17 protein-coding genes are annotated in these 16,971 nt (G+C 54.9%); 2 read left to right on the top strand and 15 right to left on the bottom strand.

All coding sequences use genetic code 11. From position 1 onward, the window contains the following. Window positions 1–27 precede the first annotated feature (27 nt). The 7 genes from ccoG to QEP12_RS02095 all read right to left on the bottom strand — a co-directional run bounded on the left by ccoG (window position 28) and on the right by QEP12_RS02095 (window position 7,387). On the bottom strand, window positions 28–1,458 hold the full coding sequence (ccoG, locus tag QEP12_RS02125; RefSeq protein WP_284213218.1) for a cytochrome c oxidase accessory protein CcoG: 1,431 nt from the start codon (window positions 1,456–1,458) through the stop codon (window positions 28–30). 71 nt (window positions 1,459–1,529) lie between these two features. Further along, a complete protein-coding gene (gene ccoP / locus QEP12_RS02120) occupies window positions 1,530–2,447 on the bottom strand; it encodes a cytochrome-c oxidase, cbb3-type subunit III (RefSeq protein ID WP_174863407.1) in 918 nt (305 codons plus the stop codon). A gap of 26 nt (window positions 2,448–2,473) precedes the next feature. After that, window positions 2,474–2,611 (bottom strand): cbb3-type cytochrome oxidase subunit 3, encoded by a 138-nt coding sequence (locus QEP12_RS02115; protein WP_174863406.1) that lies wholly within the window; start codon window positions 2,609–2,611, stop codon window positions 2,474–2,476. Window positions 2,612–2,624: 13 nt separating this feature from the next. Continuing rightward, entirely contained in the window at window positions 2,625–3,248 is a 624-nt protein-coding gene (gene ccoO, locus QEP12_RS02110; protein ID WP_219164296.1) for a cytochrome-c oxidase, cbb3-type subunit II, read from the bottom strand. An 18-nt stretch (window positions 3,249–3,266) separates the two neighbouring features. Then, window positions 3,267–4,706: a cytochrome-c oxidase, cbb3-type subunit I gene (ccoN, locus tag QEP12_RS02105; RefSeq protein WP_284213217.1), complete on the bottom strand. Its 1,440-nt coding sequence runs from the start codon at window positions 4,704–4,706 to the stop codon at window positions 3,267–3,269. Window positions 4,707–4,770: 64 nt separating this feature from the next. Beyond that, the gene (ccoS, locus tag QEP12_RS02100; protein WP_174863403.1) at window positions 4,771–4,908 is read right to left on the bottom strand and encodes a cbb3-type cytochrome oxidase assembly protein CcoS; all 138 of its coding nucleotides are present in this window, start codon (window positions 4,906–4,908) and stop codon (window positions 4,771–4,773) included. A gap of 10 nt (window positions 4,909–4,918) precedes the next feature. Then, complete coding sequence (locus QEP12_RS02095; protein ID WP_284213216.1) at window positions 4,919–7,387, bottom strand: heavy metal translocating P-type ATPase; 2,469 nt, start codon at window positions 7,385–7,387, stop codon at window positions 4,919–4,921. Between the two features lie 71 nt (window positions 7,388–7,458). Here QEP12_RS02095 and QEP12_RS02090 point away from each other — a divergent pair, with 71 nt between their 5' ends. Continuing rightward, window positions 7,459–7,902 (top strand): universal stress protein, encoded by a 444-nt coding sequence (locus tag QEP12_RS02090; protein ID WP_174863402.1) that lies wholly within the window; start codon window positions 7,459–7,461, stop codon window positions 7,900–7,902. An 84-nt stretch (window positions 7,903–7,986) separates the two neighbouring features. On the opposite strand, the gene QEP12_RS02085 is transcribed toward QEP12_RS02090, so the two are convergent. The 4 genes from QEP12_RS02085 to lgt all read right to left on the bottom strand — a co-directional run bounded on the left by QEP12_RS02085 (window position 7,987) and on the right by lgt (window position 11,050). After that, complete coding sequence (locus QEP12_RS02085; protein ID WP_174863401.1) at window positions 7,987–8,367, bottom strand: hypothetical protein; 381 nt, start codon at window positions 8,365–8,367, stop codon at window positions 7,987–7,989. A 36-nt stretch (window positions 8,368–8,403) separates the two neighbouring features. Beyond that, the gene (locus tag QEP12_RS02080; protein ID WP_284213215.1) at window positions 8,404–9,180 is read right to left on the bottom strand and encodes an enoyl-CoA hydratase/isomerase family protein; all 777 of its coding nucleotides are present in this window, start codon (window positions 9,178–9,180) and stop codon (window positions 8,404–8,406) included. A 1-nt stretch (window position 9,181) separates the two neighbouring features. After that, the gene (locus tag QEP12_RS02075; RefSeq protein ID WP_284213214.1) at window positions 9,182–10,162 is read right to left on the bottom strand and encodes a Bug family tripartite tricarboxylate transporter substrate binding protein; all 981 of its coding nucleotides are present in this window, start codon (window positions 10,160–10,162) and stop codon (window positions 9,182–9,184) included. Between the two features lie 75 nt (window positions 10,163–10,237). Next, window positions 10,238–11,050, bottom strand: a complete 813-nt coding sequence (gene lgt, locus QEP12_RS02070) for a prolipoprotein diacylglyceryl transferase (protein ID WP_284213213.1) — start codon at window positions 11,048–11,050, stop codon at window positions 10,238–10,240. Window positions 11,051–11,252: 202 nt separating this feature from the next. Here lgt and bfr point away from each other — a divergent pair, with 202 nt between their 5' ends. Beyond that, window positions 11,253–11,729 (top strand): bacterioferritin, encoded by a 477-nt coding sequence (bfr, locus tag QEP12_RS02065; RefSeq protein ID WP_174863398.1) that lies wholly within the window; start codon window positions 11,253–11,255, stop codon window positions 11,727–11,729. An 80-nt stretch (window positions 11,730–11,809) separates the two neighbouring features. On the opposite strand, the gene QEP12_RS02060 is transcribed toward bfr, so the two are convergent. The 4 genes from QEP12_RS02060 to QEP12_RS02045 all read right to left on the bottom strand — a co-directional run bounded on the left by QEP12_RS02060 (window position 11,810) and on the right by QEP12_RS02045 (window position 16,948). Beyond that, entirely contained in the window at window positions 11,810–13,240 is a 1,431-nt protein-coding gene (locus tag QEP12_RS02060; protein WP_284213212.1) for a malonyl-CoA decarboxylase, read from the bottom strand. A gap of 192 nt (window positions 13,241–13,432) precedes the next feature. Beyond that, complete coding sequence (locus tag QEP12_RS02055; RefSeq protein ID WP_284213211.1) at window positions 13,433–14,437, bottom strand: Bug family tripartite tricarboxylate transporter substrate binding protein; 1,005 nt, start codon at window positions 14,435–14,437, stop codon at window positions 13,433–13,435. Between the two features lie 246 nt (window positions 14,438–14,683). Beyond that, window positions 14,684–16,543, bottom strand: coding sequence for a dihydroxy-acid dehydratase (ilvD, locus tag QEP12_RS02050; protein WP_284213210.1), 1,860 nt, complete (start codon window positions 16,541–16,543; stop codon window positions 14,684–14,686). A gap of 150 nt (window positions 16,544–16,693) precedes the next feature. After that, entirely contained in the window at window positions 16,694–16,948 is a 255-nt protein-coding gene (locus QEP12_RS02045) for a TIGR04438 family Trp-rich protein (RefSeq protein WP_174863397.1), read from the bottom strand. Window positions 16,949–16,971: the final 23 nt, after the last annotated feature.

The raw sequence follows: 16,971 nt of genomic DNA, 5'->3' as shown, positions 1-16,971 counted from the left end.
GTCTTGCACACCAACAATGCTGCGTTCTTAGCGAGGCACTAAGAAAACTGATTTTTCAAGCACATGGCCTTTGCCACTTTGCGCCGTGATTTCAAACTCAATAGGATGTGAACCAGGTTCAGCAGTTCCATACGGAATTTGTACACGCACGGCGACACCGCGCGTTTGGGCGGAGTCCACGTCCACGGTAGTGCCTTCTGCCATCGCAATGCCCTCCAGCCCCTTCACAGCAACGCTATAAGTTTGGGCTTGCTCCGTAGCATTCATCACCTGCAAACGATAGACATTCTCCAGCTTGCCACCGGCCACAATCCGCGCCAACGATGCACGATCCCGAATCACATCAACCTTGAGGGGCTCTCGCACCGCCATACTAAAGACCATGGCCGACGTCAAACCTACCAAAATCATGGTGTAAATCAGCACGCGGGGACGCGCAATACGGCGCCAAATTTGCGCGCCGGTCCAGCCTTGGCTCACCGCGTTTTGTGTCGTCAAGCGTATCAACCCACGCGGATAGTGCATGTTGTCCATCACGTTGTTACATGCATCCACACACAAGCCACAACCGATGCATTCGTACTGCAAACCATCGCGAATGTCGATTCCAACCGGGCAGACCTGTACACACAACTTGCAGTCGATACAGTCGCCCAAGCCTTGGGCTTTGTAATCCAGGTCTTTTTTGCGAGGGCCACGGTTTTCACCACGCTTGGCGTCATAGCTGACGACCAATGTATCTTTGTCAAACATCGCGCTTTGGAAGCGCGCATAAGGGCACATGTACTTGCAAACCTGCTCACGCATGTAGCCCGCATTGCCATACGTCGCAAAACCGTAAAACAACACCCAGAAAATCTGCCAGCCGCCTTGGAGCGCCAGCAACTCTCCACCCAACTCGCGGATAGGCACAAAGTAGCCTACGAAGGTAAAGCCCGTCCACAGCGCCAAGGCAATCCACAAAAATTGTTTGAGGGTTTTGCGCCAGATTTTTTCCAGCGTCCAGCCACCTTGGTCCAAGCGAATACGCGCACTGCGGTCACCCTCGACCTTGTGCTCGATCCACATAAATATTTCGGTATATACCGTTTGTGGGCACGTAAAGCCGCACCACAAGCGCCCGGCCACCGCAGTAAATAAAAACAGCGACAGCGCACTGACAATCAGCAAGGCCGTCAGGTAAATGAAATCTTGCGGATACAGCACGTAGCCGAACAGATAAAAGCGTCGCGCACCCAGGTCAAACAGGACCATTTGGCGCTGGCCCCAATCCAGCCACGGCAAACCATAAAAAATCAGCTGCGTCAGCCACACCATGGCCCAGCGCCAGCTCATAAAACGTCCGCTGATGGAGCGCGGATAAATCTTCTTGTGCGCTTCAAAAAACGATATGGTTTTTTCCTGGCTATCCGCTTTGATAGGAATGATTTTTTGCGGTTTTTTTTGCTCGGAACTCATGAGTCAAACTCCCTAAATCGCACCAAAGAAAAAGGCGGCACACAGTGCCGCCTTCACGATCGCCACAACGATCAGTTGGTTGCTCCAGGCTTGCTATTAGACAAGCCCCAAACATAAGCAGTCAAAACGTCAATCTGCGCAGGAGTCAATTTCTTGTTCTGTGCAGGCATTTCGTTCATCTTGCCGTTAGTGATGATGTCCACAATGGCTTGCTCACCCCAGCCATGCAGCCAGATATCATCGGTCAAGTTAGGTGCACCCAGCATGGTGTTGCCCTTGGCATCCGTACCGTGGCATGCCGCACACGCGGTGAACTTGGACTTGCCCAAAGCAGCCTTCAAAGAGTCATGGGGGCTGCCCGACAAGCTCATCACGTAGTGCGCTAAGTTACGAACATCATCAGGAGTGCCGACCACTTCAGCCTGAGGCGGCATCATCGCCACACGGCCTTCAGTAATGGTTTGCTTGATGTTTGCAGGCGCGCCACCATGCAGCCAGTCCCCGTCGGTCAAGTTAGGGAAGCTCTTGCTGCCGCGAGCATCCGAGCCGTGGCACTGGGCGCAGTTGTTCATGAACAAACGCTCACCAACAGCCATTGCTTGGCTGTCTTTGGACATATCTTCCGAACTCATGGCTGTAAAGCGCGCATACAGAGGCTCCAACTCTGCATTTGCTTTTTCAACCTCTGCCTGATATGCACCCACCTGGCTCCACTGCATCTTGCCAGCATAAGAGCCCAAACCTGGGTATGCCAGCAAATACAGCAGGCTAAAGACAACAGTGATCACAAACATCCAGACCCACCAACGTGGCATCGGGTTGTTCAATTCGCGCAGGTCTTCGTCCCACACGTGGCCAGTGGTGTTATCGCCGTCAGCCACAACCTTTTTACGGGCAGTGATGATAAGCAGTACCAAGCAAGCAATGATGCCCACCACAGTAATGCCAGCGACGTAGACCGACCAGAAGTTATTTACGAAATCGCTCATGGGATGTTCTCGTTCTGGATGGGGAATCAGTCTTGTTGAAACGGCAGCTGTGCCGCTTCGTCAAAACGCTCCTGATTGCGGCGGGCATACGCCCACCACCAGATGCCGATGAACAGCGCCATCGATACCAATGTTGCAACAATGCGCATTGTGGTGATGTCCATAGCCCTATCCTTTTTACTTAAGCGCTGTACCCAGACCTTGCAGGTAAGCAATCACTGCTTCCATCTCAGTCTTACCCTTGATTTGCTCTGCAGCACCGGCGATTTGCTCATCGGTGTAAGGCACGCCAATAGTGCGCAAGGCCGTCATACGCTGAGCAACTACCGTATGGTCAACCGTATTTTTGTTGAGCCAAGGGTACTCAGGCATGTTCGACTCGGGCACCACGTCACGTGGATTGTTCAAGTGGATACGATGCCATTCATCGCTGTACTTGCCACCCACGCGGTGCAGGTCAGGACCTGTACGCTTGGAACCCCACTGGAAGGGATGGTCGTACACGAACTCACCCGCCACCGAGTAGTGGCCGTAGCGCATGGTTTCTGCTCGGAAAGGACGGATCATCTGCGAGTGGCAGTTGTAGCAGCCCTCGCGGATATAAACATCACGACCCATCAACTGCAAAGGCTGGTAAGGCTCTACGCCTTGCACAGCTTCTGTCGTAGATTTTTGGAAGAACAGCGGAACAATTTCCACCAGACCACCCACAGCCACTACCAGCAAGATCAAAACGATCATCAAGAAATTGCTGGTTTCGACCTTCTCGTGGGTGAACCCTTTGTTGTTGTTTGCGGACATTTTTCAGGCTCCTCGTACTTAGGCGTGAGCAGGGTTAACGGCAGGCACTGCCACCTTCACAGAACGACCCGAAGCCACTGTCTTCATAACGTTCCAAGCCATGATCAACATGCCAAACAAGTACAACAGACCACCGATCACACGGATCACATAGAAGGGGTAAGAAGCCTTCACGCTTTCCACAAAGGTATAGGTCAAAGTACCGTCAGCATTCACAGCACGCCACATCAGGCCTTGCATCACACCGGAGATCCACATCGCGGCGATGTAGAGCACGATACCGATCGTGGCCATCCAGAAGTGCAGCTCAATCGCAGACTTGGAGTGCATTTCGGTTTTACCGAACAAACGCGGGATCAGGTAATACAAAGAGCCCATGGTGATTAAACCCACCCAGCCCAATGCACCAGAGTGCACGTGACCCACGGTCCAGTCGGTGTAATGCGACAGTGCGTTCACTGTCTTGATCGCCATCATCGGACCTTCGAAAGTGGACATACCGTAGAACGACAGCGACACGATCAGGAAGCGCAGGATGGGGTCTTCGCGCAGCTTGTGCCATGCGCCAGACAGCGTCATCACACCGTTGATCATGCCGCCCCAAGAAGGTGCCAACAAAATCAGTGAGAACACCATACCAACGGACTGCGTCCAGTCAGGCAGCGCGGTGTAGTGCAAGTGGTGAGGACCTGCCCACATGTAAGTAAAGATCAGCGCCCAGAAGTGCACGATCGACAGGCGATACGAGTAGACAGGACGGCCAGCTTGCTTAGGCACGAAGTAGTACATCATGCCCAGGAAACCTGCGGTCAAGAAGAAGCCCACCGCATTGTGCCCATACCACCACTGCACCATCGCGTCTTGCACGCCGGCATAAGCGGAGTAGCTCTTCATGAAGCCTGCAGGAATAGCAGCACTATTCACTACGTGCAGCAAAGCTACGGCGATGATGAAGGCACCAAAGAACCAGTTAGCCACATAAATGTGCTTAACCTTACGTGTACCAACCGTGCCAAAGAACACAATCGCGTAAGACACCCACACCAAAGTGATCAAGATGTCGATAGGCCATTCCAGTTCAGCATATTCTTTGCCCGAGGTAAAACCCAAAGGCAAGCTAACAGCTGCAGCCACAATAACCAACTGCCAACCCCAGAAGGTAAATGCAGCCAACTTAGGCAAGAACAACGTGGTTTGGCAGGTACGCTGAACCACGTAGTAGCTGGTTGCGAACAAGGCGCTTCCGCCGAACGCAAAAATTACCGCGTTTGTATGCAATGGGCGCAAGCGACCAAAGCTAAGCCAAGAAATACCGAAGTTGAGTTCGGGCCAAGCCAATTGGGCGGCGATAAAAACGCCGACCAACATGCCTACTACCCCCCACACGACGGCCATGATTGAAAACTGCCTAACTACGGTATCACTGTAGTGTGCAGCACTAGTTTTTAGAGAATCCATCGGGCACCTCTTAATATGCAGTCGAAAGTGTTCACTGTTATGGTTTTTTCGTTGTTGACAAACATCAATCGTCTCGAAGAATGCGCTCTGCCTCTTGCTCGACGCTCTCAAATTGGCCGCGATAAATTGCCCACCACAGACCACCTGCAATGAACAACACCAAAATCACGGACAAAGGAATAAGTAGATAAAGAATTTCCACGGAATGCCCTTTATTTAGCCAGAGCCACCACGCCAGGAGTCTGCAAAGACGTGCTTGCGCTCAACTGCACAGCGGCGAATGTCGAAGGTTTGGCCAATCGCGCCGCATTCAGAACCACCAATAAAGAGCTCAAAGCCATCCCAAGCCCTGCCAGCCACGCCGGCATAAGCCCCATCATGGCCAACGGAATAGAGGCAGCGTTATAGAACGCTGACCAAAACAAGTTTTGACGCACAATGCGCAAAGTTTTGCGGGCCAGCAATATGCTTTGCAACACCAACTCTAAGTTGTCACTCAACACCACAAAGTCAGACTTTGCCTGGGCCAAAGGTACCGCCTTACCAAAAGCAAACGACGCATCCGCTCCCGCCAAAACCGGCCCATCGTTGAGACCATCCCCTACCATGCCGACACGATGGCCCGCCTGCTGTGCAGTGAGGATGGTCTTGAGCTTAGTCTCTGGCGAACACTCAGCGTCATAGCGCTCAATACCGAGCTGTGCAGCAATACGTGATACCGCTTGACGCCCGTCACCAGACAGCAACTGAACATCAACTCCGCTTTGCTGCAAAGCAGTCACCACCTGCTGAGCCTCTTTACGCACACTCTCATTGAGCTCAAAGAATGCGAGCGAACGCACTTCTTGAGCCGATATTTCTTGCGCCAAATAGACGGCCTGCTTTTCACTGCACAACTGCCCTGTTCCAGCAAATTTTTGCGATCCAAGGCGCACCCACATGGAAACCGCCGCATCGTTCGCTTTTTGAACCTGGGCACGCAGTCCTTGCCCACTGATTTCCTCTAACGACAAAACCTGCCACTCAGCAGCAAGGGCCACACCAAAGCCAGCAACTGCTTTAGATACAGGATGACGAGATTGCAGAGCAATCGCAGCCGCCAATCCTTGCCAATCCTTCGCTTTAGACTGATTGAGCACTGCCATTCCAGAGACTTCCATCCCGTCCTTGGTGAGCGTGCCCGTCTTATCAAATACCAAGGTATCAATGGATGCCAGCGCCTCCAAGCCCTGCAAATTGCGCACCAACACCCCTTGGCGCGCAAGAGTACCAGCTGATGTGAGCATGGCCACCGGAGTTGCCAAAGAAAGCGCACATGGGCACGTCACAATCAGTACCGAGGCAGCTACCATCAATGCCTGCCCTGGACTTTCTGACCACCAATACATGGCTGAGGCAGCAGCTAATACCAGCACCACAATCAAGAAAGGTGCGGCAACTTTATCTGCCAATTGAGCCAAGCGCGGCTTCTGCGTGGATGCACTCTCCATCAGATCCACGATCTGTGCAAACTTTGTCTGCCCACCTACGTGCTCAACCTGCAACTCCACAGGTGCCGTCAAGTTATAGCTGCCTGCGATCACTCGCTCGCCCTCGCCACGCGAGACCGGGCGAGACTCCCCCGTTAGCAACGCCTCGTCTGCTTGCGTACGCCCAGCAATAATCAGCCCATCCGCAGGAAACGCTTCTCCAGGCAAGACGCGCAAAACATCACCCACACTTATTTTCCGCAACGGCACTCGTATAAAACCACCATCAGGCTGACGCTGCTCAACGCTATCAGGCAAACGGTTTAATACAGCATCCAAAGCCCCTGCCGTACGATCACGCAAACGAATTTCCAGCCATCGCCCCGTTAACAAAAAGCAGACGAACATGGTCAAAGAGTCGTAAAAAACTTCTTTACCAAATATCCCGGTTGGCGCGAACGTACCTATCGAGCTGACGATAAAGGTAATGATCATGCCCAGAGCCACAGGCATATCCATGCTGACTCGAAACTGCTTAAGGTCACGCCATGCGCCACTAAAGAATGGGCCGCAAGCAAAAATCAGCATGGGAATACAAATCACCCAAGAGGCCCAGCGCAAAAGCCGCTCGTACTCCATGAGTAAATCATCAGGATTGGCGCTATAAGAAGGCCATGCATACATCATGACTTGCATCATGCAAAACGTTGCCAACAGCCAGCGCCACAGCGCCTTTCTATGCTGCGCTTGGCGTAATTCACGCGCCAAAGCATCGTTAGCAGGCACCGCTTGATAGCCTGCTTTTTCAATGGCCTTGATCCATTCCGATGGCAACACTTTGTCAGGTGACCAGACAACTTTGGCGCGCTTAGCTGCTGCACTGACCTCTACCTGCTGCACACCTGGCACAGCACGTAAAGCATCTTCAATTGTTAACGCACACGTTGCGCAGTACATGCCATCCAGCGCAACTTGTGACTCCCAGACTTCGACATCCTCAGGCGGAACCACTTGAGCACCCTGCTCGCCATACGGTTTACCAAAACTTGCCCATTCACCGGGATCATCAAGCAGGTGCAACTCGCCTACAGCAGTAGAAGCAGAATTTAGGCAAGATGAATCAACCCTCTCTAAATCCAGAGACGGCTGTTGGGAGTTTGCAGACATGGCCGCAAGCGTATCCACAAACACCCCAAGTATCTTGATGTGCATCAAGAACCCTTTACACCACTCGCCTAAGCTCTAGGCATCACACTCCCTTAATAAAAACTTGGAGATCAAATATGTACGAAAAGATTCTGGTTGCAACTGATGGCTCCCCTCTGTCCGACAAGGCAGTCAGCCATGCGATGGACTTGGCCAAACTCACTGGCGCTTCGCTGATCGCCCTGAAGGTCATTCCTCGCTACCCCCGCAGCTACCTAGAAGGCGGCGCAACCGTTGAGCTTTCGGAAATTAAGCGCATCGAAGCACAGTGGACCGAACAGGCTCAAGCCGTGCTGGACAAAATCAAAGCCGATGGCAAAGCAGTTGGCGTAAAAGTCAAGACAAGCATTGCCAAGTCTGACTTGATTGCGGAGTCCATCATTGCAGCAGCCGATAAGCAAAATGCAGACCTGATCATCATGGCTTCGCACGGCCGCAAGGGTATCAAGCGCCTGCTGCTGGGCAGCGAGACACAACATGTGCTCACACACTCTCAAGTGCCTGTACTCGTGCTACGTTAATTCGGCAAAACCCAAAAAAAGGATCCTTAGGATCCTTTTTTTATTTATAGCGCCTTAGACCAACTGAGCAATCAAGCAACTGTTTCATGCTGCGAAATGCGCTGCGCGCGCCAGTAGCGTTCCTTCTGAATTTTCCCCGCAGGTGTAAATAGCAGCACAGCCTGCTACGAAGGCAGTTTTCGATACCCAGCCAAAAATTTCAGGCACACAAACCACGACCACGGGCAAATGTTGCACGATGGCTTGCTGGACATCTGCTTGCGCAGCATTCACGGAAATTTCGACACATTCACAATCGACTGCGCGAGCTGCTGCACAAATTGCCGCCCGTGCCTCCTCACTCTGCAGAATGAGCAACACAACACTACCGTTACTCACTGGAACGCTTTGGAAAAGCCGGGAAATAGGCTGTACGAAAGATCGCCACTGCGCAGAGACTTGAATACGAGGCATCACATCAGACATTGGCGTATTGTGCAGCCGTAGACCCGCGTCCATCCATCAAAAAATTGGGGTTCGTTTTTCCAAGAATGCGCCAATCCCCTCGCGGTGCTCTGCCGAATTGGCATACGCATAGGGAGTCGGCACCGGACGACCACTGGCCAAACTACGCATGGTCTGCTTGTTCAAGCGCGCAGCTTGCGGAGCCAAGCTGGCAATGCGCGAAGACGTGCGCGCGACCTCAAGGGGCAACTGCTGTCCACTCAATGGCTGAGCACACCAGCCAATCGCGGCCATTTCATGGGCAGAAAAAACGGCCGCCTCCAACAGCATGCGTCTAGCGGTATGGCCACCAAGTGCCGATGCTACCAACTGCAACTCTTTTGGGGCCATGGGGAAGCCAAGTTTGGCAATCGGCGCACCAAACCTAGCGGTTTCAGCCGCCAAACGCACGTCACAGCAGCTGGCAATTTCCACCCCTGCCCCCATGCACGCCCCTTGAATACTCGCTATGACTGGAACGTCACAGGCCAAGATGGCATTCAGCCCTCCCCATACATCATCTTCATGGAAAGCAGCCAAAGTAATGGGATCAAAACGGAACGCCGGATATTCCGAGATATCACCGCCCGCGCAAAAAGACTCACCCTGCCCATAAATCACAACGCAACGAGCGGCAGAGTTGTTGTGGATGACCTCAAAAACAGAACGCAACTCCCGCCACATCTTGCGCGTCATTGCGTTCAGCTTGCCAGAATTCGTGATTGCGACTTCGACAATCCCGGTAGGTTGCCCTTGCTCATCCACACCATGGTGCACAGCGATTTGATCGTTCACCTTAGCTCTCTTCAGTATTTTTTAGCCATTGCTGTTTAAACCCTATGCTTTTGAGCCGTTGCGCCCACTGCAAAGTTTCTTGCCGAACCATGGCTGCGAATTCCTCACCATAGAGATCGCCCCAGTGAATGCCCATGGTTGCCAAATTATTTTGCAACGTGGCATCGCGCCCCATCTGCATGAACACGGCCTGCATTGCCTGCGCCTGTGCATCCGTCAACTGACTGGGTGCAAACAAACCATACCAAGTCACGCTATCCAGCGCATGCACGCCCATCTCCAGCGCACATGGCACATCAGGCAAAAGCGCTACGCGCTGGCGCCCCGTCACCAACAAGGCCTTTAATCGACCTGAGCGCACATGCGGCAGACAAGATATCAACCCATCTACCATCATGTCTACCGACCCCGCCAGCAAATCTTGCAAAGCAGGGCCTGCACCACGAAAGTGCACAAAATCAAAGCGCAGCGATTCTTGATACCTCAGGATTTCTGCAGAAACATGGCTGGAGGATCCAACTCCCGCTGTAGCCATGCGATAACGCATCGGCTTGCGCGCCAAGTCTGCCAGCCACTCCATGGCCGTCCGCACTCGAATACGTTCCGGATTGATCACCACCACCTGCGGCACCAGAGCCACCAGCGCCAAGGGGCGCAAATCTTCAATCAGATCAAAATCTTCATCCACGCTGAGCGTTCTGGCTACTGCAAGGTGGCTGCCACCAATAAAAATGTTTTGTCCATTCGCCTGCGCCTTGGCAGCAAAGCTGGCCCCCTGCACCCCTCCTCCGCCACCTTGGTATTGCAGGCGCAAAGATTGCGCTGTGGTGCGTTCAAACGAGAGTGCAACTTGCTTGGCCAAAATCGCACTAGAGCCCCCGGCAGGAAAGGGAACGATCAGATTGACAGCCTGACTGGGCCAGTCCACGCTGTGACGACGTGTCTTTGCAGTTTGTGCCCACGCGGGTGCTGCAACCGCCATTGCTGCTAACCATTGCAAATATGCACGCCGCTCTACCACGCCCACCTACTTTCTTTTTCTTATGGTTTGCAAGCCTTAAGCCACGTTGCGCTGGCGCGCCCACATCCACATAGCGGCGCCACCTACGATCATTGGTACGCAAAGCCACTGCCCCATGCTCATACCCATCGAAAGAATGCCGAGGTAAGCATCGGGTTCACGGAAGTACTCTGCAACAAAGCGGAACGTGCCATAGCCCATCAAAAACACGGCAGCCACCTGCCCAGGCTTGCGCTGTTTTTGTGCATACAGCCATAGCAATACAAACAGCAACAAGCCTTCCATCAAAAACTGATAAATCTGCGAAGGATGCCGCGGCAACAGCGAGCCACTCTGAGGAAAAACCATGGCCCACGGCAAAGCAGGATCGGCAAAACGGCCCCACAGCTCCCCGTTGATGAAATTACCAATACGGCCTGCGGCCAGGCCAGTTGGCACGCACGGCGCCACAAAGTCCACGACTTGCAGCCAAGAGCGCTTGCGTGTCACAGCAAACCACACCATGGCAGCAATAACACCCAGCAGCCCGCCATGAAAGCTCATACCGCCTTCCCACACTGCAAGTACCTCCAGCGGATGGCTGAGGTAATACGCGGGCTTGTAAAACAGGCAGTACCCCAAGCGCCCACCCACAATAACCCCCACAACGCCTTGGAACAGCAAGTCCTCCACATCGCGGCGCGTCCATGCCGCCTCGCCTTGCAGGCGGTTAAACGGAGGGTGTTTGAGCCTGCGTGTGCCCAGCCACAAAAACAGCCCAAACGCTGCCAAATAGGTCAAGCCATACCAGTGAATGGCGAGAGGACCCAATTGCAGGGCCACCGGATCAATCTGTGGGTACATCAGCATGGTGTGCATTGTGCCGCAGGCCAATGACCATCTGATGGCACCAATGCGGCACACCCACTCCTAATTTCAGCCAATCGCGAATGATTCTGTGTTTCGCATGCATGCAATGCAGCGTGCTAGGGATTTATGAACCAGTGATTTGGCGAAGCTTTTGCTTAAAGCCATACTGCAAGCATCCATCACTTTCCTGAGAAAAATAACTATGCAAGGTCATCCCGAAGTCATCGCCTGCCTCAACGAATTGCTGCGCGGCGAGCTTTCTGCGCGCGATCAGTACTTCATCCACTCGCGCCAGTATGAAGATCAGGGCTTCATGCGTCTGTATGAGCGCATCAACCACGAAATGGAAGAAGAAACGCTGCACGCGGATGTGATCTTGCGCCGCATCTTGTTCTTGGGTGGTAAGCCCGATATGCGCCCTCACGCCTTTGAAGCTGGCAACACCGTGGAAGAAATGTTGCGCAAAGACTTGGCTGTGGAATACCGGGTGCGCGACAACCTGCGCGCTGCCATGGCGCTGTGCGAAAAGCACCATGACTTCCAGTCACGTGATTTGCTGCTGGCCCAACTCAAAGACACCGAAGAAGACCATGCCTACTGGCTGGAGAAGCAGCTGGGGCTGATTCAGATGGTGGGCTTGGCCAATTATCTGCAGGCCCAAATGGGCACAGCGGCTTGATACACCCCCCTCCCTGAGACAAGCACAAACCCAAAAAAGCGCCCTTCGAAGGCGCTTTTTTTACGTGCTAGCATACTGCTTCACCACCCTTTGCGCCATGCATCCACTTCTGCTGAAACAGGCACTTTGCCTTGCGCCAAAGAGTCACGATGTTTATCCAGGCGCTTGAGGTCATACAAGTAATTCACCATCAAACCCAGCGATTGCTTTAACCCTTTGCTGGACAAGTCTGCCGCCCAGTTGATGCGCTCCACCCGGGCACCATTGCCGAGGTGAAAGCGCGCCACAGGGTCTAGAGGGCGGCCTTGGTCCATCCCCTTGGCCAAATAATGTGCCGCACACGCCATCAAGGCTTTGCGCAGCACATGCGTCTCTGCCCACTGCTGCACATCACCACCTGCCTGTACGAGTTGCGCGATTTGCACTGGTGCAGTCACGCCGAGCGCCTGGGCAACCGCCGTGTGTTGCTTGGGTGTCCACTGTGCGGTCACCGCATCTCCGTGCTTGAGCAGCCACTGCCGCAAGCCAGGAATGGGAGACAAGGTGGCAAAACTGCGCAGTTTGGGGAACTCCGAGAGCAAATCATCCACCACACGCTTGATCAACGAGTTGCCAAAGCTCACACCGCGCAATCCGTTTTGGGTGTTGCTGATGGAGTAGAAAATTGCAGTGCTGGCCTTGCTTAAGTCAGCGCGTGCGCCATGCTCATCGAGCAAAGGAGCAATCGCCGCAGACATTTGCTCAACCAGCGCCACCTCCACAAAAATCAGTGGCTCATTGGGCATTTTGGGGTGAAAGAAACCATAGCAGCGACGATCACTGTCTACGCGGTTTTTCAGATCTGCCCAGCTGCGGATGTCATGCACCGCTTCATATTGAATCAACTTCTCCAGCAGTGATGCCGGCGAATCCCAGGTCAGCTTGCGCAGCTCCAAAAAAGCCACATCAAACCAGTTGGCAAACAAGTGCTCCAGTTCTGCATCCAGCGCCACAAAACGTTTGTCGCTTTTAGGTAGCTTCAGCAGTTCAGCACGCATGTCGATCAGAAAGCGCATGCCGCCTTCGGGCACAGAAAAGCGCTGCAGCAGCCGGGTGCGTGCGGACACCAGCACTTTGCGCAAATCGATTTCTGCCTGCGTCATTTCACCCGGGTTGCGCGCTTGCTCCAATTGCAGGCGCACGGCCTGAATGCGCTGTGCATCGGGGCCAAACTCTTCGCACATCAACAGCCACAGATCGGCTTTTTGCGCATCCGTTGCGCTGGCATACCAATCCATGACGGACTGCGCATGCTTGGCCGCCTCCACCTCGCTGAGCTGCTCACTCGCAGCGGCCTGCAAGTCGTCCATCAAGCGCCGCAAGACATGCGGAGACAAAGCCTCTGGCCCGCGGCGCAATGTGGCTTTCAAACGCTGCGCCATAGGCCGCTGGGCTGCACCGGCCACAGGTTGTGCAGCGGTGCCACGCAATTTATCAACGCTACGGGCTAACCAATCAGGAGCTGCTTTCATGGAACAAGATCTAGCTAGGGTGAATAAACAAAGTGCCCCAACCCAACGGGAGGGTGCTGCTTCATTATCAGCATGCCCTGTGCACCAGTCGTCACCACGGCGACCTGCACCTACAAGTGCAAGACCACGCTGTGCAGCCAAGCCACAAACACTGCGCTCACTTGGAGCGTTGCATAGTGGTGAATTACCGGATCACATGCCGTCAGTAATACCGCGCTGTTGTACCAAGGTACGTACCTGCGCGCTGGTTTCCTCCACCATGCGCACCAAGTCTGCGGATGTGCCCCCCAAAACATCGACCCCCAATGCCTTCAAGCGCGCTTGCAGCTCGGGTTGTGCCAACGCGGCATTCGCCGCTTGATTCAGGCGTTGTACCACCGCATCTGGCGTGGCCGCTGGCACCACCAGACCAAACCAGGTAATAGCCAGTGCGTTGAGCTGCGGATAACCCAGTTCCTTGAGCGTAGGCACTTGCGGCAACGCTTGCAAACGCTTGTTGGCAGCCACGGCGAAAGGAATTAAGTACCCAGCCTTGATGTGAGGGGCTGAAGACGGATATTGATCGCTGAGCACTTGTGTTTGACCTGCCAGCGCACTTTGCACCACAGGGCCCATGCCCTTGAACGGAATGTGGCGCATACGCAAACCCAAGTCCGCATTGAGTGCTTCCAAAATCACATGACCTACAGAGCCCACACCGGAAGAGCCCACCGCCCATGCATCACCTTGCTTGCGAGCCACCTGCAAAAACTGGGCGAAATCACGCACACCGGCAGACGGCGGCACAGCAAACACCGAGGCAATCGACGCCAAGGGCACCACCATTTTGAAGTCTTGCAGCGGTTGCACCCGTGCGGCTTTGAGCACCACGGGATTCACTGCCAGCGAGCTGATAGAGCCCAGCCCCACCGTGTAGCCATCTGCCGCAGCATGGGCTACCAACTCTGCGCCCACCATGCCACCAGCGCCCGCCTTGTTTTCGATGTAGATGGGGTGCTGCAACTGCGCCTGCATACCTTCAGCCACCAAGCGCGCCACGATGTCGGTAGAGCCCCCCGCTGCAAAGGGCACCACCAGCTTGATCGGGCGCTGCTGGGGATACGGCTGCGCTTGCGCCCAGCTTGGCAGGGCCACACTGGCCAAGCCCATACACACTGCGGTGCACCACGTGCGACGCATCCAACTTGGCAACAACATGACAGACACCACTTTCTTAGCAAAGAACGTTAAATTCATAAACATGAGCTGCTTGCGCTTATCCAGCAATACTTTCCAATACATTTATTGATGAAATGCTTGTATTTACTGCACTAGCAGCTTCTTTTTTGATATCAACTGAGGGATAAGTTCACCCAAGCCTCCCACCCCCGCGCTTCGGTGCGCTGCGGCATGAAAAAAAGCCGCCCGAGCCGGCGGCTTTTTTGCACGGGCACGTCCGCCCGCTCAGTCTTCCAGCTTGGACAGATCGCGCACCGCACCTGTATCGGCAGAAGTCACCAACTTGGCGTAGGCCTTCAAAGCAGCCGAAATCTTGCGTGGACGAGGCAGCGCAGGCTTCCAGCCCTTGGCATCTTGCTCAGCGCGGCGGCGGGCCAACTCTTCGTCGCTGACCAGCACATTGATGCTGCGGTTGGGAATGTCGATGCGAATGCGGTCACCGTTTTGCACTAGGCCAATCGCACCGCCTGCTGCCGCTTCGGGTGAGCAGTGGCCAATCGACAGGCCCGAAGTGCCGCCCGAAAAGCGCCCGTCCGTCAGCAGCGCACAGGCCTTGCCCAAACCCTTGGACTTGATGTAGCTGGTGGGGTAGAGCATTTCCTGCATGCCGGGGCCGCCCTTGGGGCCTTCATAGCGCACGATGACCACATCACCGGCCTTGACCTTGTCGTCCAAGATGTTGGCCACCGCTTCGTCCTGCGACTCGGTCACGTGGGCTGTGCCTTCAAACACCAAGATGGACTCGTCCACGCCCGCCGACTTCACCACGCAGCCGTTTTGCGCAATGTTGCCAAACAGCACGGCCAAGCCGCCTTCCTTGCTGAACGCATGCTCGTACGAGCGAATGCAGCCTTCGGCGCGGTCCAAGTCCAGGCTGGGCCAGCGCGTGTTCTGGCTGAAAGCAGTTTGTGTAGGAATGCCTGCGGGGCCAGCCAGGTAAAAGTGCTTGACGGCTTCATCCTGCGTCACCATCACATCCCACTTGGCCAGGGCCTCGGCCATGGTCTTGGCGTGCACGGTGGGCACATCGGTGTGCAGCTTGCCCGCCCGCGCCAGTTCACCCAGGATGGCCATGATGCCGCCTGCGCGGTGCACGTCTTCGATGTGGTACTTTTGGGTGTTGGGCGCCACCTTGCACAACTGGGGCACGACGCGCGAGAGGCGGTCAATGTCGGCCATGGTGAAGTCAATACCCGCTTCCTGCGCAATCGCCAGCAGGTGCAAGATGGTATTGGTGGAGCCGCCCATGGCAATGTCCAGGGTGATGCAGTTCTCAAAGGCCTTGAAGCCCACGGAACGTGGCAGCACGGACTCGTCATCTTGTTCGTAGTACTGCTTGGCCAGCTCGACAATGCGGTGGCCTGCTTGTTTGAACAGCTGCTCACGGTCGGCGTGCGTGGCCACCACGGTGCCATTGCCGGGCAGGGACAAGCCCAGCGCCTCGGTCAGGCAGTTCATGGAGTTGGCGGTGAACATGCCCGAGCACGAGCCGCAAGTGGGGCAGGCCGAGCGCTCGACCTGGGCCACTTCTTCGTCGGTAAAGCGCTGGTCGGCAGCAATCACCATCGCATCCACCAAGTCCAGCTTCTTGAACTCGATGACCTTGGTGTCGGGGTTGGCCAGCTTGGTCTTGCCCGCTTCCATGGGGCCACCGGAGACAAAAATCACCGGAATGTTCAGGCGCATGGCAGCCATCAGCATGCCAGGGGTGATCTTGTCGCAGTTGGAGATGCACACCAACGCATCGGCGCAGTGGGCGTTAACCATGTACTCGACCGAGTCCGCAATCAAATCGCGGCTGGGCAGCGAATACAGCATGCCGTCGTGGCCCATGGCAATGCCGTCGTCCACCGCAATGGTGTTGAACTCTTTGGCCACACCGCCTGCCGCCTCAATCTCACGGGCCACCAACTGGCCCATGTCCTTCAGGTGTACGTGGCCGGGCACAAACTGGGTGAAAGAGTTGGCGATGGCGATGATGGGCTTGTCAAAGTCGCCATCTTTCATGCCAGTGGCACGCCACAGGGCGCGGGCACCGGCCATGTTACGGCCGCCGGTAGAGGTCTTGGAACGGTATGCAGGCATGGTGGAGCTGAGTTTTTTGGTTGCGGTCAATGTCTCACAAGTGGGCACTTGCGGCCCATCGTTTGATTATGACCCACCCTCTGCGCGCACCCGATACGTAACACCCCGCAAGCCACGGCCTGCAGACCTCGCTATTGGCGAACGCAGGCTTCAGCGCTTGCGCCGCGAGCCCAGCAACTCGCGTTGCTTCTGGATACGCTCTTGCTTGCGCTGATCGAGCCGTTCCATGGCTTTGCGCGTGCTCAGCCCCGAGCGATCGGCATAGCTAAACCATGCCGCTGACAGCGCAAATCCGCCCACAACCCACCACCATGACAGCGCGGAAATACCGCCCACATCCACCACATCCAGATGCGCCAGCACCTTTAGCAAAGCCAGCACCGTTACCGCGCTTAACAACCACATAATTTGTCACCTTTCTGCACCAT

This window comes from Comamonas jiangduensis, assembly GCF_030162955.1.
Classification (GTDB): domain Bacteria; phylum Pseudomonadota; class Gammaproteobacteria; order Burkholderiales; family Burkholderiaceae_C; genus Comamonas; species Comamonas jiangduensis.
This window is presented reverse-complemented; position numbering and strand designations above follow the sequence as displayed.

Excerpts from the sequence above, each read along its gene's own strand:
- ccoG (WP_284213218.1), bottom strand. The coding sequence starts at position 1,458 with ATGAGTTCCGAGCAAAAAAAACCGCAAAAAATCATTCCTATCAAAGCG.
- ccoP (WP_174863407.1), bottom strand. The coding sequence starts at position 2,447 with ATGAGCGATTTCGTAAATAACTTCTGGTCGGTCTACGTCGCTGGCATT.
- QEP12_RS02115 (WP_174863406.1), bottom strand. The coding sequence starts at position 2,611 with ATGGACATCACCACAATGCGCATTGTTGCAACATTGGTATCGATGGCG.
- ccoO (WP_219164296.1), bottom strand. The coding sequence starts at position 3,248 with ATGTCCGCAAACAACAACAAAGGGTTCACCCACGAGAAGGTCGAAACC.
- ccoN (WP_284213217.1), bottom strand. The coding sequence starts at position 4,706 with ATGGATTCTCTAAAAACTAGTGCTGCACACTACAGTGATACCGTAGTT.
- QEP12_RS02095 (WP_284213216.1), bottom strand. The coding sequence starts at position 7,387 with ATGCACATCAAGATACTTGGGGTGTTTGTGGATACGCTTGCGGCCATG.
- QEP12_RS02090 (WP_174863402.1), top strand. The coding sequence starts at position 7,459 with ATGTACGAAAAGATTCTGGTTGCAACTGATGGCTCCCCTCTGTCCGAC.
- QEP12_RS02085 (WP_174863401.1), bottom strand. The coding sequence starts at position 8,367 with ATGTCTGATGTGATGCCTCGTATTCAAGTCTCTGCGCAGTGGCGATCT.
- QEP12_RS02075 (WP_284213214.1), bottom strand. The coding sequence starts at position 10,162 with ATGGCGGTTGCAGCACCCGCGTGGGCACAAACTGCAAAGACACGTCGT.
- lgt (WP_284213213.1), bottom strand. The coding sequence starts at position 11,050 with ATGCTGATGTACCCACAGATTGATCCGGTGGCCCTGCAATTGGGTCCT.
- bfr (WP_174863398.1), top strand. The coding sequence starts at position 11,253 with ATGCAAGGTCATCCCGAAGTCATCGCCTGCCTCAACGAATTGCTGCGC.
- QEP12_RS02060 (WP_284213212.1), bottom strand. The coding sequence starts at position 13,240 with ATGAAAGCAGCTCCTGATTGGTTAGCCCGTAGCGTTGATAAATTGCGT.
- QEP12_RS02055 (WP_284213211.1), bottom strand. The coding sequence starts at position 14,437 with ATGTTGTTGCCAAGTTGGATGCGTCGCACGTGGTGCACCGCAGTGTGT.
- ilvD (WP_284213210.1), bottom strand. The coding sequence starts at position 16,543 with ATGCCTGCATACCGTTCCAAGACCTCTACCGGCGGCCGTAACATGGCC.
- QEP12_RS02045 (WP_174863397.1), bottom strand. The coding sequence starts at position 16,948 with ATGTGGTTGTTAAGCGCGGTAACGGTGCTGGCTTTGCTAAAGGTGCTG.